General features: G+C 70.0%; 14 protein-coding genes. 5 read left to right on the top strand and 9 right to left on the bottom strand.

Going from position 1 to position 13,499, the window contains the following annotated elements:
- The first annotated feature begins 110 nt into the window (after positions 1-110).
- Positions 111-677, top strand: a complete 567-nt coding sequence (locus AC07VM_RS12170) for a hypothetical protein (RefSeq protein WP_267417155.1) — start codon at positions 111-113, stop codon at positions 675-677.
- A gap of 80 nt (positions 678-757) precedes the next feature.
- Here AC07VM_RS12170 and AC07VM_RS12165 read toward each other — a convergent pair whose 3' ends face one another.
- Positions 758-1,231 carry a recombinase family protein gene (locus AC07VM_RS12165; protein ID WP_267417157.1) on the bottom strand — a complete coding sequence of 158 codons (474 nt, stop codon included), beginning with the start codon at positions 1,229-1,231 and terminating at the stop codon, positions 758-760.
- A gap of 51 nt (positions 1,232-1,282) precedes the next feature.
- Positions 1,283-2,272: a malate dehydrogenase gene (locus AC07VM_RS12160; RefSeq protein ID WP_494911413.1), complete on the bottom strand. Its 990-nt coding sequence runs from the start codon at positions 2,270-2,272 to the stop codon at positions 1,283-1,285.
- A gap of 52 nt (positions 2,273-2,324) precedes the next feature.
- Here AC07VM_RS12160 and AC07VM_RS12155 point away from each other — a divergent pair, with 52 nt between their 5' ends.
- Positions 2,325-3,209 carry a neutral zinc metallopeptidase gene (locus AC07VM_RS12155; RefSeq protein WP_494911412.1) on the top strand — a complete coding sequence of 295 codons (885 nt, stop codon included), beginning with the start codon at positions 2,325-2,327 and terminating at the stop codon, positions 3,207-3,209.
- Between the two features lie 59 nt (positions 3,210-3,268).
- On the top strand, positions 3,269-4,237 hold the full coding sequence (pip, locus tag AC07VM_RS12150) for a prolyl aminopeptidase (protein ID WP_494911410.1): 969 nt from the start codon (positions 3,269-3,271) through the stop codon (positions 4,235-4,237).
- A 91-nt stretch (positions 4,238-4,328) separates the two neighbouring features.
- On the opposite strand, the gene AC07VM_RS12145 is transcribed toward pip, so the two are convergent.
- From AC07VM_RS12145 to AC07VM_RS12135, 3 genes are read right to left on the bottom strand one after another with little or no spacing between them, the layout of a single operon-like run.
- Positions 4,329-6,125, bottom strand: a complete 1,797-nt coding sequence (locus tag AC07VM_RS12145; RefSeq protein WP_494911408.1) for an aldehyde dehydrogenase family protein — start codon at positions 6,123-6,125, stop codon at positions 4,329-4,331.
- Positions 6,126-6,153: 28 nt separating this feature from the next.
- Positions 6,154-7,548 carry an MFS transporter gene (locus AC07VM_RS12140; RefSeq protein ID WP_494911407.1) on the bottom strand — a complete coding sequence of 465 codons (1,395 nt, stop codon included), beginning with the start codon at positions 7,546-7,548 and terminating at the stop codon, positions 6,154-6,156.
- A gap of 31 nt (positions 7,549-7,579) precedes the next feature.
- Positions 7,580-7,843 (bottom strand): glutaredoxin family protein, encoded by a 264-nt coding sequence (locus AC07VM_RS12135; RefSeq protein WP_267417165.1) that lies wholly within the window; start codon positions 7,841-7,843, stop codon positions 7,580-7,582.
- Between the two features lie 145 nt (positions 7,844-7,988).
- On the opposite strand from AC07VM_RS12135, the gene AC07VM_RS12130 reads away from it, so the two are divergent.
- A complete protein-coding gene (locus AC07VM_RS12130; RefSeq protein ID WP_267417166.1) occupies positions 7,989-8,381 on the top strand; it encodes an SIP domain-containing protein in 393 nt (130 codons plus the stop codon).
- 14 nt (positions 8,382-8,395) lie between these two features.
- Here the strand turns inward: AC07VM_RS12130 and AC07VM_RS12125 are convergent, their stop codons facing one another.
- Positions 8,396-8,851, bottom strand: a complete 456-nt coding sequence (locus tag AC07VM_RS12125; RefSeq protein ID WP_494911406.1) for an FAD synthase family protein — start codon at positions 8,849-8,851, stop codon at positions 8,396-8,398.
- Positions 8,852-8,971: 120 nt separating this feature from the next.
- Between AC07VM_RS12125 and AC07VM_RS12120 the strand changes: the two genes are divergently transcribed.
- On the top strand, positions 8,972-10,192 hold the full coding sequence (locus AC07VM_RS12120; protein ID WP_494911405.1) for a glycosyltransferase: 1,221 nt from the start codon (positions 8,972-8,974) through the stop codon (positions 10,190-10,192).
- On the opposite strand, the gene AC07VM_RS12115 is transcribed toward AC07VM_RS12120, so the two are convergent.
- From AC07VM_RS12115 to rfbA, 3 genes are read right to left on the bottom strand one after another with little or no spacing between them, the layout of a single operon-like run.
- Complete coding sequence (locus AC07VM_RS12115) at positions 10,189-11,604, bottom strand: sugar nucleotide-binding protein (RefSeq protein WP_494911403.1); 1,416 nt, start codon at positions 11,602-11,604, stop codon at positions 10,189-10,191. The genes AC07VM_RS12120 and AC07VM_RS12115 overlap by 4 nt on opposite strands.
- Positions 11,604-12,602 (bottom strand): dTDP-glucose 4,6-dehydratase, encoded by a 999-nt coding sequence (gene rfbB / locus AC07VM_RS12110; RefSeq protein ID WP_494911402.1) that lies wholly within the window; start codon positions 12,600-12,602, stop codon positions 11,604-11,606. The genes AC07VM_RS12115 and rfbB overlap by 1 nt, the downstream gene beginning before the upstream one ends.
- Positions 12,602-13,471 (bottom strand): glucose-1-phosphate thymidylyltransferase RfbA, encoded by an 870-nt coding sequence (gene rfbA, locus AC07VM_RS12105; RefSeq protein WP_494911400.1) that lies wholly within the window; start codon positions 13,469-13,471, stop codon positions 12,602-12,604. The genes rfbB and rfbA overlap by 1 nt, the downstream gene beginning before the upstream one ends.
- Between the last annotated feature and the right edge of the window lie 28 nt (positions 13,472-13,499).

Genomic DNA, 13,499 nt, shown 5'->3' with positions numbered 1-13,499 from the left:
GCGACGTTGAGGCAGGCGGAGGAACAGGGATGAAGAAGCGCTGGCAGACCATTGCGGCGACAGCGGTGTTGGCGCTCGCCCTCACCGGATGCGCGAACGAAGGAGACGGCATGGCTACGCCCACAGGCGATGAGCTGGTGGCTCAGGCCGAGCAGCACTACCTCGACTACCGAGGCGTGACGAACGACATCCAGGCCCTGATCTTCGATGGGCCCTGGCCGGTGGAGGTCGGGTCCTTCGGAATGCAGCCGTCGGGGGCCGGCTGCCCGGACGGCTCGTACAAGTTCGACCTCGCGAGATCGACGCAGGTGGATCCCGCCCAGCATGCGGCCCTGAGCGAGTCGGTGCGGGAGCACCTCATCGAAGAGGGCTACGACGTCGAGGGACAGGACCTCGGGTCGGGTGAGGCGAAGTCGACGGACGTGATCGTGCGGAAGCAGGGTGACTTCTCGTTGCTGATGGTGACGTTCATCGCGAACGGGTCCGTGTCGGTCACGGCGACGACCAAGTGCTGGCCGGGCGACCGCATCGAGCTCAGCGACCTGATGTTCGGGGGAGCCACGCTCTCCGAGGGGTACCTGCCGCGCGAGGAGTCGCCGAGCGATCCGCTGTTCTTCGGTGTGACGCCGGGTGAGCCGGCCTTCGGCCCGACGCCGAAGCCCACCGCGACGCCGTAGCGAGAGTCCGGCGGAGCCGCAGCCGGTGGTGCCCGATCCGCCGAAGGCTCCCTACGGGGGTGGAGTTCCCGCCTCGCCTCTCAGCGTGCCGCCGCGTCGGCGAGGTGCCGGGCGTTGTGGTTGAGCACCTTCACGATGATGCCGTGGCGCCGCAGCTCGGCGACCGTGCGCGCACCCTCGTCGGAGTCACGGCCGAGGGCGTTGATGTTCGCGACGACCAGGACGTCTCCGTGCTTCAGTGTGGAGATGAGGCGGGCGAGACGGTCGTTCCAGCTCTCCAGGATGTCGGGCGCCGGGTGGCGGAAGCCCTCGATCGGCACGCCGAACCGGGTGAGGTCATCCCGCTGCTCGACGACCGACGGCATGCCCTCGCGGGAGACGACGAGTCCGACCAGGCGGGAGTCGTCCGGGCGCGCGGTCCAGAAGTTGCGGTTCTGCTGCAGCTCGGTGAAGCACTTCGGGCACGCTGCGGCGTCGTGCGGCAGGTGCAGGGGGCTCGTGAGAGCCTCCTCGACGGTAGCCGTCACCTTCGTGGGATCAATCGTCTCGCTCATCGCGCACCTCCGCCTCCATTCTGCCCTGCCGGAGGCCCGAGCGGGGACCCTTCAGAGCATCCCGAGCGACCGGACCGCCTCACGCTCCTCGACGAGCTCGGCCACCGAGGCGTCGATGCGGGCTCGCGCCCAGTCGCTCAGCTCCAGCCCTTCCACGATCCGCCACTCGCCGTCGATCGAGCGCACCGGGAACGACGAGATCAGGCCCTCGGGCACGCCGTACTCGCCGTGGGAGACGACGCCGGCCGAGGTCCAGTCGTCCGTGCCCTGCACCCAGTCGCGCACGTGGTCGATCGTCGCGCTCGCGGCCGACGCCACGGACGAGGATCCGCGCACCTCGATGATCTCGGCCCCGCGCTTCGCGACCCGCGGGATGAAGGTGCCCTCGAGCCAGGCCGGCACGTCGCCGACGATCTGCGCGAGCGCCTCGCCGACCGGCTCCCCGCCGACGGTCGCGTGCGAGATGTCGGGGAACTGCGTGGCCGAGTGATTGCCCCAGATGGGAACCCGGCGGACGGTGTGCACCGGGGCGCCGAGGGTCTGTGCGAGCTGTGCTCGGGCCCGGTTCTCGTCGAGGCGGGTCAGGGCCGTGAACCGCTCGGCGGGCACGCCGTCGGCGGAGGCCGCGGCGATCAGCGCGTTCGTGTTGGCGGGGTTGCCGACCACGGTGATGCGCACGCCGGACGCGGCGTTCGCCGCGATCGCCGCGCCCTGGGGGCCGAAGATCCCGGCGTTGGCGGCGAGCAGATCTGCGCGCTCCATGCCCGGTCCGCGCGGGCGGGCGCCGACGAGCAGAGCCAGGTCCGTGCCGTCGAAGCCCACGGCCGCGTCATCCGTCACCTCGACGTGCTCGAGCAGGCCGAACGCGCCGTCCTGCAGCTCGAGGGCCGCACCCTCCGCGGCCCCGAGCCCCTGCGGGATCTCCAGCAGCCGGAGCCGCACCTTCTCCTCCGGGCCGAGCAGGTCGCCCGCGGCGATCCGGAACAGCAGTGCGTAGCCGATCTGTCCGCCGGCGCCGGTGATGGTGATCGTGGTCGTCATGCCCCGAGCCTACGTCCGTTCGGCAGGCCCTCGCTCGGAGTAATCTCGACCCATGACCTTCAATCCCGATGCCGACATCTCGGGCAACACCACGCGTCGACGTGGACGCAACGCGGCTGTGGCGGGCGGCGTCGGCGTCGGCGTGCTCGGCATCATCGCGCTCATCGCCGGACCGCTGCTGGGTATCGACCTGACCGGCTTCCTCGGCGGTGGTACGCCGAACGGGGGCAACGAGCCGGCCGGCGGATCGGCCATCGAGAACTGCGAGACCGGGGCGCAGGCGAATGCCGACGTCGACTGCCGCATGGCGGGCGCGCAGGTCGCGCTCGACGCCTTCTGGACCGACAACGTCGACGGCTATCGCAAGCCCGGCTTCATCGTGGTCGACGGCTCGACGAGCACCGCCTGTGGGACGGCATCCAACGCCGTCGGCCCCTTCTACTGCCCCGGCGACGAGACGGTCTACATCGACCCGACGTTCTTCCAGCTCATGCAGCAGCAGTTCGGGGCATCCGCCGGCAACCTCGCGCAGCTGTACATCGTCGGTCACGAGTGGGGCCACCACATCCAATGGATCACCGGTGTCATGGACGATTATCCGAACAACGGGACGGGTCCTGGCAGCAACGGCGTGCGCACCGAGCTGCAGGCCGATTGCTACGCCGGTGCCTGGATCGGACGGATCTCGGAGGAGAAGGACAAGAACGGCGTCCCCTACCTGCAGCCGACCACCGAGGCGCAGCGCATCGATGCTCTGAATGCGGCATTCGTGGTCGGAGACGACCACATCCAGGAGCAGTCCGGATTCTCGAACCCGGAGAGCTGGACGCACGGCTCCAGCGAACAACGTCAGCGCTGGTTCGCCGAGGGATACCAGGGCGGACTGGACGTCTGCGAGCAGACGCTGACTCTCCGCGCCGACCAGCTGGATCCGTGATCCGGTCGGGCACCCGCTACCGTTGACGAAGAAGTCACGCACGACCGGCTGGGGGGCCGATGACGAAGAATCTGGATGCACTGTATCCGCCGATCGAACCGCACGAGACGGGCGAGCTGCTCGTCGGTGACGGTCACCGCGTCTACTGGGAGGTCAGCGGCAACCCGGACGGTAAGCCGGTGGTGTTCCTGCACGGCGGTCCCGGCAGCGGCACCTCGCCGTGGCAGCGGCAGTACTTCGACCCCGACGTCTACCGGATCGTGCTGCTCGACCAGCGCGGCTGCGGGAAGAGCACGCCGCACGCGGGCGAGCCGGACGCCGACCTCCGCCACATCACGACGGCGCACCTGATCGCCGACATCGAACTGCTGCGCAGGAACCTCGGCGTCGAGAAGTGGCAGGTGTTCGGCGGGTCCTGGGGGAGCGCCCTCGCCCTCGCCTACGCGCAGGCGCATCCGGATGCCGTGACCGAGCTCGTCCTGCGCGGCATCTTCACGCTGCGTCGTGCGGAGCTCGAGTGGTTCTACGAGGGCGGCGCGGCCGCGCTGTTCCCCGACCTCTGGGAGAGCTTCCTCGCGCCGATCCCCGTGCTCGAGCGCTCGCGCATGATCGAGGCCTACCACCGTCGCCTGTTCGACCCCGACCCCGAGGTGCACGTCCCCGCGGCGATCGCCTGGTCGACGTGGGAGGCGGCGACGGTCACGCTGACGCCGAACGCCGCGCAGATCGCCGCGATGTCCGACCCCCGTTCCGCCACCGCGTTCGCCCGCATCGAGAACCACTTCTTCGTCCATCGCGGGTGGTGGGAGGAAGGGCAGCTGATCGCGGGGGTGGACGCCATCCGTCACATCCCCACCGTCATCGTGCAGGGCCGCCACGACGTGTGCACCCCGATGATGACCGCGTGGGACCTGCACCGGGCCTGGCCCGAAGCCGAGTTCGTCGTGGTCGACGACGCGGGCCACGCGGCCACGGAGCCGGGCACGCAGAAGGCGCTCCGCGCCGCGACCGACCGCTTCGCCCGCTGAGGACGTTTCGTCTCGGTCGCTGCGCTCCCTCGCTCGATGACAGAGCGTTCGTTGAGCGAGCGGAGCGAGACGAAACGCCTCGACCCGGGCCTCAGGCCTGCAGCGCCTTCGTCAGCGTCTTGAGGAGACCCACGATGTTGCCGTCCACCCGGTAGCGGGTCAGCCCCTCGCTCACGGCGGCACCCGTGCGCGCGGACACGAACCACGGCGGCTTCGGCAGGATCGTCACTCGTCCGCCGCCGTTCGCGATCGGGAGCGACCGCGGGAAGGGACGGAACGGGCCGCGGAGCACGGAGCGTTCGACCCCGTCCAGCAGCAGGGCGTTGTGCACCACGCCGATGCCGCTGCCCACATCCTCGATCGTGCTGCCGGGGAACGCGCCCCAGGTGAGGGTCGGGGTGATGAACCCGAAGGCCGTCCACCCGTTGATCGCGATGGACCCGTAGTGCAGGTCTGCGATCGCCCGCTCGAACCCCGTGCCGAGCGCCTTCTCGGTCGCGGGGTCGATCAGCAGATTCGCGCCGAGCGTGCCCTGGAGCCGCTCGTTCGCGTGGGCCACCGCGGCGTCCAGGAACTCCTGTCCGGTTCCCGGGACGGTGACGACGCCCAGCACCGGTGCGAAGTACTCGGTGGTCTCCAGGGCGGTCGGGTCGTCGTCGGCATCGATCTCGACGAGCACGCGGTCGCCCAGCACCAGCGCATCGGGGTAGGCCTCGGTCGCGAGATCCATCCGCGCGGGGGATCCCGGGTACCAGATCGGTCGCTCCGGGGCGTTCGCGTACGCGCGTCGCAGGGCGGCACGGAACGCGTCGGCCTGGTCCCAGTCGGACGACATGATGACGACCTGGCCCGCGATGCAGTTGTGCCCGCAGTTCTGCAGGCGCATCGTGGCGATGTGCTCCGCCTGGTAGGTGAGGTCGGCGTCGGTCCACGCGCCGGGCACCACGATGATGGGGGAGACGCCGCCGAGCTCGGCTGTGATCGGCTTCTTCAGCTGTGGGCGGTTCTCCCGACGACGGCGCTTCGTCGCGGCCGCGCCCGTGCCCTTCGACGGACCCCAGACGATGGTGTCGAACGTCGCCGCCGAGCCGGTGATGTGCACGTGCACGAGCCCCGGGTGCCCGGTGAGGTAGGCACCGGCGGCGGGTCCGCCGCGCGCGATGCGCAGGAATCCGGGCTCGATGAGCGGGGCGAGCGCGCGCTTGTACACCGGCACCAGGGGGTCCTGCGTGGGGTTCACCTTGAGCAGCGCGGTGCGGTTGTGGGCGAGCAGCTCGTAGAGCACGTCGAGCACCGGGATCGAGGTGACGTTGCCCGCGCCGAGCACGAGACCGACGCCGCCCGAGGAGGCGGGGGTGCGCTGCGCGAGCCCGGCGGAGGCGCGTGCGGCGTTGGGGGTGATACCCGGTTCGAGCCACACCTCGCCCGTGAAGCCGGACAGCAGGAACTTGTCGATCCCGGTCAGGGGGAAGGCGTGCACCCGTGTCCGCCCGCCCGGGGCGCGGTCGATCGTGATGCCGTCGAGCGGGTTGGTGCCGTTCGCGAGGCGGGTGAGCGTCTCGATGTACGCGTCGAGGGCGCCGAGCACGCTGTACGGTCCGCTCAGCCATTCCTCGCCGCGCAGCGGATGCTTCGCGTCGAGGCCCTTCGATGCCGCAGCGGTGTGGGCCCAGTCCTCCGCGGTCGCTGCCACGCTCGTGCGCACCGCGCGCAGCAGGGTCACCCGCTGGGCGACGGTGAGCGCCGCCCACGTGCGCGCTCCGACCTGAAGGTCGTCGACCGCGGCGTCGAGACGTTCGCGTTCGCCTTCGCCGAGCTCGGACGCCACCTCCTTCGGCACGCTCTTCGAGGTCGTGGCGGGGGTGGCGGCTGTGCTCGCAGAAGTCATCGACGTCTCCTTCGGACGGGATCCCAGCTTAGGCGTCGGAGGTGACGACGGCGTCGATGTCCTCGCGGCGCAGACGGTAGTGACGGAGGGTGAGCAGGCTGGCCGCCATCAGCACCGCGGGCAGCACGCTGAAGCTGAGCACGATGCCCGCGATCGCGGCTTCCGGCTGGGCGACCGACGCTCCCGCGACGGTCGACACATAGCCGGTCGCCGCGAGCGTGAGGGACACCGCCGTCGCACCGAGCGCGAAGCCGACGGTCTCGCCCGCGGTCCAGATGCCGGTGAACGTGCCCGCCTGACCGGGTCCGCTGGTGCGCTCGTCGTGCGAGATGACGTCGGGCAGCATCGCCATGGGCAGGGACTGGAGCCCGGCGTACGCGATGCCGGCCACGGCGACCGAGGCGTAGATCCAGGCTCCGGGACTCCAGACGGCGAACACGAGGGAGGCTGCGGCCGCGGTGAAGAGCACGCTGGCCATCGCGAACGCCCGCTCCTTGCCGACGCGTCGGGCGATGACCGTCCACCCCGGGGTCGCGAGCAGCGCGGGGCCGACGAGGGCGACGAACACGAAGGTCACCGCATCCTCGGAGCGCAGCACCCAGGTCGCCACGTACTGCGCGCCGGCGAGCATCGTCCCCGTCGCGAGGGCCTGCAGCACGAAGGTGCCCAGCAGGGCGCGGAACGGCTGGCTGCGCCCCAGCGCCCGGAAGCCGGACATGTACTGGTCGCGCCAGGTGGACGAGGGCGTCGCCACCGGGAGGGCGGACGCGGTGCGCCGGGAGGCGACATCCGCCGTCCGGGAGGCGATGAGCATCCCGATCCCGATCACCAGACCGGAGGCGATCCCCATCAGGAGGTAGCCCATGACGGGGTCGTCGCCGGCGTTGCGCAGCGCCGGTCCGCCGGCGCCGAAGAGGAGGATCGCCGCCGTGAGGACGACGACGCGCCATCCCAGCAGACGCGTCCGCTCGTCGTAGCTGCCGGTCAGCTCGGCCGGCAGCGCGACGTACGGCACCTGGAACAGGCTGAACGCGGTGGCGGTCGCGAGGAAGGCGAGCAGCACGCTGATCGCCCCCGCGACCGGTCCCCACGAGGGAGGCACGGCGAAGGTGAGCGCGAAGAACAGCGGCAGCGCGAGCGCGCCGGTGACCATGAACCCTCGGCGGGACCCGGTGCGGGCCAGCTGGCGGTCCGAGGCGGCGCCGATCAGGGGATCGATGAGCACGTCCCAGATCTTCGCGGCGGTGACGATGAGTCCGGCGGCGAGGGCCGCGACACCGAGGTTGTCGGTGAGGAAGTACGTCAGCACCAACCCGGGCAGGGTGGCGTAGCCGCCGGTGCCGAGCGATCCGATCGCATACAGGACGATCGTGCGCGGGGACAGGCGGGCGGATGCTCGTTCGGGCCGAGCCTCAGTGCTCATCGCGCCAGTGTATCCGCGCGATGACCCGGGATCAGATCAGCGAGAGCTCGCGCAGCTTCGACTCGACGTCGGCGTTCGACGGCTCGACGTGGTGCGAGGCATCCGGGTAGACGACGACCGGGATGTTCGTGCGACCCGAGATCTCCTTCGCGACGTCCGCCGCGGTGGGCTCGGCGACCAGATCGACGTAGGTGTACTCGACGCCGAGCTCATCGAGCTGCTTCTTGGTGCGGATGCAGTCGCGGCACCAGTCGGCGCCGAACATCGTGATGGTGTCGGAAGCGGGAGCAGTCATGCATCCAGCCTAAGGCCGTCTGCATGGGCTGGCGCTGAGAGCGGTCCGGCCGGTCAGCGCCCGGTGCGGCAGTGCCTCGGTAGGGGAGGCGTCGGTCGCTGCCGACCCTTGATAAGTAAGGTTACCCTTACCTATACTGAGTGCCATGAGCAGCGCATGCGAGCACCTGGAGGATCCCGACTGGGACAGCATCGAAGGTGCCGTGCTCATCGCCGGCGATGCGGCCGATGCCGGCTTCATCGCGAGCATCGCCGCGCGACTCCCGTGGGACGCGCAGGGCGTCGTGATCCTGGAGGCCGCGGCGCGCATCCAGTTCCGCCACATCGACGTCCCGGAGGGGGTGTCGGTGCGCTGGCTGGTGCGCGGTGACGGCATCCGCGCGCACACCCGCGGCGAGCGGCTGGCGAACGCCGTGCACGCCTGGTGCGTCGAGTGGACGTGCACCGAGCCGCCGTCGCAGTGGACCGTCTGGCTCGGACCGCACACCCCGCCGCACGTGGCGCGGATGGCGCGCAGTCTGCTCGGCGTCGCGAACTGACCGACGGTCGCGGGTCAGCGGGTCGCGGCGACCGCGGGGACGTTCGCACTCGCGGTGATCGCATCGAGCGCGCGACGCAGCGACGAGCTCGACGTGTGTGCCGTGTACGGGAAGTACACGACCTCGACGCCGACCTCGGCGAACTCGCGCTCCAGGCGCAGGCCCTTGTCGGTGCCGCGCCAGTCGTCGCCCTTGAAGAAGTGCGTGAACTGGACGTCGCGCCACGAGTCCATCTTCGACGGCGTCGTCTCGACGTAGACGTCGTCGACGAACGAGATGTGCTTCACGATCTCCGCACGCTCCGCCGTCGGGATGACGGGCTCGATGCCCTTCACCTGGCGCAGCATCTCGTCGCTGACGACGCCCGCGATCAGAATGTCGCAGTGCTGCTTGGCGTGACGAAGTAGATTCAGATGCCCGACGTGAAACAGGTCGAAAGCACCAACGGCATAGCCGATACGCGTCCCCATGATCTCCCCAGATCAGTGATTCCCCAGTAAGCGGATCCCCATCCGCTCAGCGACTCCCACAGCCGCAGTTCGGAAGTCTAGCAGGTACGGGTTTCCTTCTGCATAGGAACCCGTGGAACGATGGAGGCCGCGCACGAGGTGCGCGCGGAACAGGGGGCGCAAGTGGGGGCACCGGTCACGGTCATCGTGCCGACGTTCAACGAGCGCGACAACGTCGCGGAGCTCGTCGCTCGCACCACCGCCGCGCTCGCCGGGTGGGACGCGGAGATCCTCTTCGTCGACGACAGCACCGACGACACGGCCGCGGAGGTGGCCCGCGTCGCGGTCGACGCCTCTCTGCCCGTACGCGTCATCCACCGCACCGAGAACACCGGGGGATTGGGCGGTGCCGTGGTCGTCGGGCTCGAGGCCGCGGCGTCCGACCTCTGCATCGTGATGGACGGCGACCTGCAGCATCCGCCCGAGCTCCTGCCCGTCCTGCTCGAGCGCCATGCCGCGGGCGACGCCGACGTCGTGGCGGCCTCCCGCTACATCGGCGGGGGCGACACCAGCGGTCTCGGCACGGCCATGCGCTTCGGCGTCTCACGGGCGGCGACGTGGCTGACCCGGGCGATGTTCCCGATCCGCCTCGCGCGCAGCACCGACCCGATGACCGGCTTCTTCCTCGTGGACCGCGGCCGGCTCGACCTCTCCGTGCTCAAGCCGCAGGGCTTCAAGATCCTCCTCGAGATCCTCGCGCGCAACGACGTGCGCATCGCCGAGGTGCCGATGGAGTTCGCCGAGCGCCGGCACGGCACGTCCAAGGCGAGCCTGCGGCAGGGCGGGACGTTCATCGCGCACCTCGCCCGGCTCCGCTTCGGCAAGATGTCGCTGTTCGCCCTGATCGGGGTGATCGGCGCGGTCGCGAACCTGGGGATCATGTGGGGTCTCACCGTCGCCGGGGTGCCCTACGTGTGGGCGGCCATCATCGGCGCCGAGGTCACCATCATCGGCAACTTCCTGCTGCAGGAGCGCTTCGTGTTCGCCGACATGCGGACCGACGCCCGCGGGCTCGGCATCCGCTTCGCCAGCTCCTTCGCGTTCAACAACGTCGAGGCGGCGCTGCGGATCCCGGTGATGGCCCTGATGGTCGAGACCTGGCACATCTCCAGCGTGCTCGCGACGGCGCTGTCCCTGATCGTGGCGTTCTTCGCCCGGTTCCTGTTCCATTCGCTCGTCGTCTACGCGCCCCAGCGGCGCCGGAAGGGCGAGGCAGCGGTGTCCGAGCCGTCGACCGACACGGCGGCGCAGCGCGTGATCCGCGCGATCGACGTCGAGGCGATGAAGCCGGGCGAGCTCTAGGGCTTCGCGGCGAGATACGCCTCGAGCGCGGCATCCGCGTCGCGAGGGGTCCATCCCGTCGCCTGGATGCGGCTCAGGTCCAGCACGCTGTTGAGCGGACGCGGGGCGATCGGACCCGCCTGGTCGGCGAAGTACTCCGCCGTCGTCACGTCGGTCACCGCAGCCGGGTCGTGCCCGGTCAGACGGTAGACGGCGCGGGCGATGTCGGCCCAGGAGTGGGATGCGCCCGCGCCGGTCACGTTGTACACGCCGAAGGGCGCGGCGCTCGAGAGCAGATGCGCGATGGCCGAGGCGAGGTCCTCCGTGAAGGTCAGGCGCCCGATCTGGTCGCCGACCACCCGGGGGGCGATGCCGCGTTCCGCGAGCGACGCCATGGTGCGCACGAAGTTCCGGCCCTCGCCGATGACCCAGGACGTGCGGACGATGTAGTGGCGCGGCACCGTCGTGATGACGGCGTCTCCCGCGGCCTTGGTCTGCCCGTAGACGCCGAGCGGCCGCACCGGGTCGGCCTCGGTGTACGGGCTCTCCTTGCCGCCGTCGAAGACGTAGTCGCTGGACACGTGCACGAGGGTGATGCCGTTCTCGGTGGCGATGCGGGCGAGCGCCGCGACGCCGGTCACGTTGGCGGCCCACGCGTTCTCGCGCCCCTCGGGGGTCTCCGCGAGGTCGACGGCCGTGTACGCGGCCGCGTTGACGATCGCCCCGTAGTCGCGCCAGCGGCGGGCGGACGGCAGGTCGGCGGCGCGCAGATCGAGGGTCTCCCTCGTCGTGTACTCGACGTGATCCGCATCGCCGAGCAGCTCTCGCAGTGCGAGTCCGAGCTGTCCCGCGGCGCCCAGCACGAGCACCTTCCGCGGGCCGATCGGCGTCACGTCGGCGAGCCGGGGGTGGGCGAGGTCCTTCGCGGACACCTCGACCTCCGCGAGCGGGATGGGCCAGGCGATGGCCGCGGTCTCGTCCGCGAGGTTCAGGAACGAGTACTCCGCGTCGGGTGACCAGTGGTCGTTGACCAGGTAGGTGTAGGCGGTGTCGGCCTCGAGCGTCTGGTACGAGTTGCCGACGCCGCGCGGCACGAGGATCGCCCGGGACGGATCGATCTCGGTCGTGAAGACCGTGCCGAACGTGTCACCCTCGCGCAGGTCGACCCAGGCGCCGAAGATCTTCCCGGTCGCGACCGAGACCCACTTGTCCCAGGGCTCGGCGTGGATGCCGCGCGTGGTGCCGACCGCGTCGTTGAACGAGATGTTGTTCTGCACCGGGCCGAAGTCCGGGAGGCCGGCGGCGACCATCTTCTCGCGCTGCCAGTTCTCCTTGAACCAGCCGCGCGAGTCGCCGTGCACCGGCAGGTCCACGACGAGCAGACCGGGGATCGGCGTCTCGGTGACCGTGAGCGCCTTGCCGAACTCCGTCATCACTGCCCCTTGGCGGCGTAGAAGGACTCGGTGGCGTCCTTGGCCGGCGCCCACCAGGCCTCGTTGTCGCGGTACCACTCGATGGTGGAGGCGAGGCCCGACTCGAAGTCGGAGAACTGCGGCGCCCAGCCCAGCTCGGTGCGCAGCTTCGTGGAGTCGATCGCGTAGCGCAGGTCGTGGCCCGCCCGGTCGGTCACGTGGTCGTAGGCGTCCGCGGGCTGCCCCATCTGCGTGAGGATGAGCTCGACGACCGACTTGTTGTCCTTCTCGCCGTCGGCGCCGATCAGGTACGTCTCACCGATCTCGCCCTTCTCGAGGATGGTCAGCACCGCGGAGGAGTGATCGTCCGCGTGGATCCAGTCCCGCACGTTCTGGCCGGCGCCGTAGAGCTTCGGGCGGATGCCGCGCAGCACGTTCGTGATCTGCCGCGGGATGAACTTCTCGACGTGCTGGTACGGACCGTAGTTGTTCGAGCAGTTCGAGAGAGTGGCCTGGACCCCGAAGGACCGCACCCAGGCGCGCACGAGGAGGTCGCTGCCGGCCTTGGTCGACGAGTACGGCGACGACGGGTTGTACGGCGTCTGCTCGGTGAACCGCTGCGGGTCGTCGAGCTCCAGGTCGCCGTAGACCTCGTCGGTCGAGATGTGGTGGAAGCGACGGTCGTGCCGACGCGCGGCCTCCAGCAGCGTGTACGTGCCGATGATGTTCGTGTCGAGGAACGGCCGCGGGTCGTGCAGCGAGTTGTCGTTGTGCGATTCGGCCGCGTAGTGCACCACCGCATCGACCTTAGCGAACAGGGCGTCGACGAGCTCGGGGTCGGCGATGTCGCCCTCGACGAAGGCGACCCGATCCGCGGGGAGCCCGGCGAGCGATGCGCGGTTGCCCGCGTAGGTGAGCTTGTCGAGCACGGTCACGTGCGCGTCGGTGTGGTCCACGACGTGGTGCACGAAGTTCGATCCGATGAAGCCGGCGCCGCCGGTCACGAGCAGACGGGTCATCACTTGCCTCGTTCCAGGAGTTCGAGCAGGTACGAGCCGTACCCCGACTTCACGAGAGCCTCGGCGCGCACGCGCAGCTCGTCGTCGTCGAGGAAGCCCTGCCGCCAGGCGACCTCCTCCGGTACGCCGATCTTCATGCCGGTGCGCCGTTCCATCGTGCGGACGTAGTCGGCGGCATCCGTCATCTGGTCGAACGTCCCGGTGTCGAGCCAGGCCGTGCCACGGGGGAGGACCTCGACCTGGAGCTTGCCGCGCTCCAGGTACTCGCGGTTCACGTCGGTGATCTCGTATTCGCCGCGCGCGCTCGGAGCGAGATCGCGGGCGATGTCGATCACGTCGTTGTCGTAGAAGTACAGCCCGGGCACCGCGTAGTTGCTCTGCGGAGCCGTCGGCTTCTCCTCCAGCGACACCGCCTGGCCCTCGTCGTCGAACGCCACGACGCCGTACGCCTCGGGCTCGGCGACCCAGTAGGCGAAGACCGCGCCGCCGTCGATGTCGGCGAAGCGCTTGAGCTGCGTGCCGAGGCCGGGTCCGTAGAGGAGGTTGTCGCCGAGCACCAGCGCGACGCTGTCGTCGCCGATGAAGTCCGCGCCGATCGTGAACGCCTGGGCGAGCCCGTCCGGCGACTCCTGCTGCGCGAAGGTGAGCGAGATGCCGAACTGCGAGCCGTCTCCGAGCAGGCGCTCGAAATGGGCGGCGTCGTGCGGGGTCGTGATGACCAGGATCTCCCGGATGCCCGCGAGCATGAGCGTCGACAGCGGGTAGTAGACCATCGGCTTGTCGTACACCGGGATCAGCTGCTTCGAGACTCCCAGCGTGATCGGATGCAGTCGCGTGCCCGAACCGCCCGCCAGAATGATGCCCTTCATGATCCCCCTCGTGATACGTCGCTGTCCG

This window comes from Microbacterium sp. GW821-FHT01D02 (assembly GCF_059422585.1).
This window is presented reverse-complemented; position numbering and strand designations above follow the sequence as displayed.

What these genes read in the sequence shown, in the direction of transcription:
- AC07VM_RS12170 (WP_267417155.1), top strand. Translation starts at nt 111, where the DNA reads ATGGCTACGCCCACAGGCGATGAGCTGGTGGCTCAGGCCGAGCAGCAC.
- AC07VM_RS12165 (WP_267417157.1), bottom strand. Translation starts at nt 1,231, where the DNA reads ATGAGCGAGACGATTGATCCCACGAAGGTGACGGCTACCGTCGAGGAG.
- AC07VM_RS12160 (WP_494911413.1), bottom strand. Translation starts at nt 2,272, where the DNA reads ATGACGACCACGATCACCATCACCGGCGCCGGCGGACAGATCGGCTAC.
- AC07VM_RS12155 (WP_494911412.1), top strand. Translation starts at nt 2,325, where the DNA reads ATGACCTTCAATCCCGATGCCGACATCTCGGGCAACACCACGCGTCGA.
- pip (WP_494911410.1), top strand. Translation starts at nt 3,269, where the DNA reads ATGACGAAGAATCTGGATGCACTGTATCCGCCGATCGAACCGCACGAG.
- AC07VM_RS12145 (WP_494911408.1), bottom strand. Translation starts at nt 6,125, where the DNA reads ATGACTTCTGCGAGCACAGCCGCCACCCCCGCCACGACCTCGAAGAGC.
- AC07VM_RS12140 (WP_494911407.1), bottom strand. Translation starts at nt 7,548, where the DNA reads ATGAGCACTGAGGCTCGGCCCGAACGAGCATCCGCCCGCCTGTCCCCG.
- AC07VM_RS12135 (WP_267417165.1), bottom strand. Translation starts at nt 7,843, where the DNA reads ATGACTGCTCCCGCTTCCGACACCATCACGATGTTCGGCGCCGACTGG.
- AC07VM_RS12130 (WP_267417166.1), top strand. Translation starts at nt 7,989, where the DNA reads ATGAGCAGCGCATGCGAGCACCTGGAGGATCCCGACTGGGACAGCATC.
- AC07VM_RS12125 (WP_494911406.1), bottom strand. Translation starts at nt 8,851, where the DNA reads ATGGGGACGCGTATCGGCTATGCCGTTGGTGCTTTCGACCTGTTTCAC.
- AC07VM_RS12120 (WP_494911405.1), top strand. Translation starts at nt 8,972, where the DNA reads ATGGAGGCCGCGCACGAGGTGCGCGCGGAACAGGGGGCGCAAGTGGGG.
- AC07VM_RS12115 (WP_494911403.1), bottom strand. Translation starts at nt 11,604, where the DNA reads ATGACGGAGTTCGGCAAGGCGCTCACGGTCACCGAGACGCCGATCCCC.
- rfbB (WP_494911402.1), bottom strand. Translation starts at nt 12,602, where the DNA reads ATGACCCGTCTGCTCGTGACCGGCGGCGCCGGCTTCATCGGATCGAAC.
- rfbA (WP_494911400.1), bottom strand. Translation starts at nt 13,471, where the DNA reads ATGAAGGGCATCATTCTGGCGGGCGGTTCGGGCACGCGACTGCATCCG.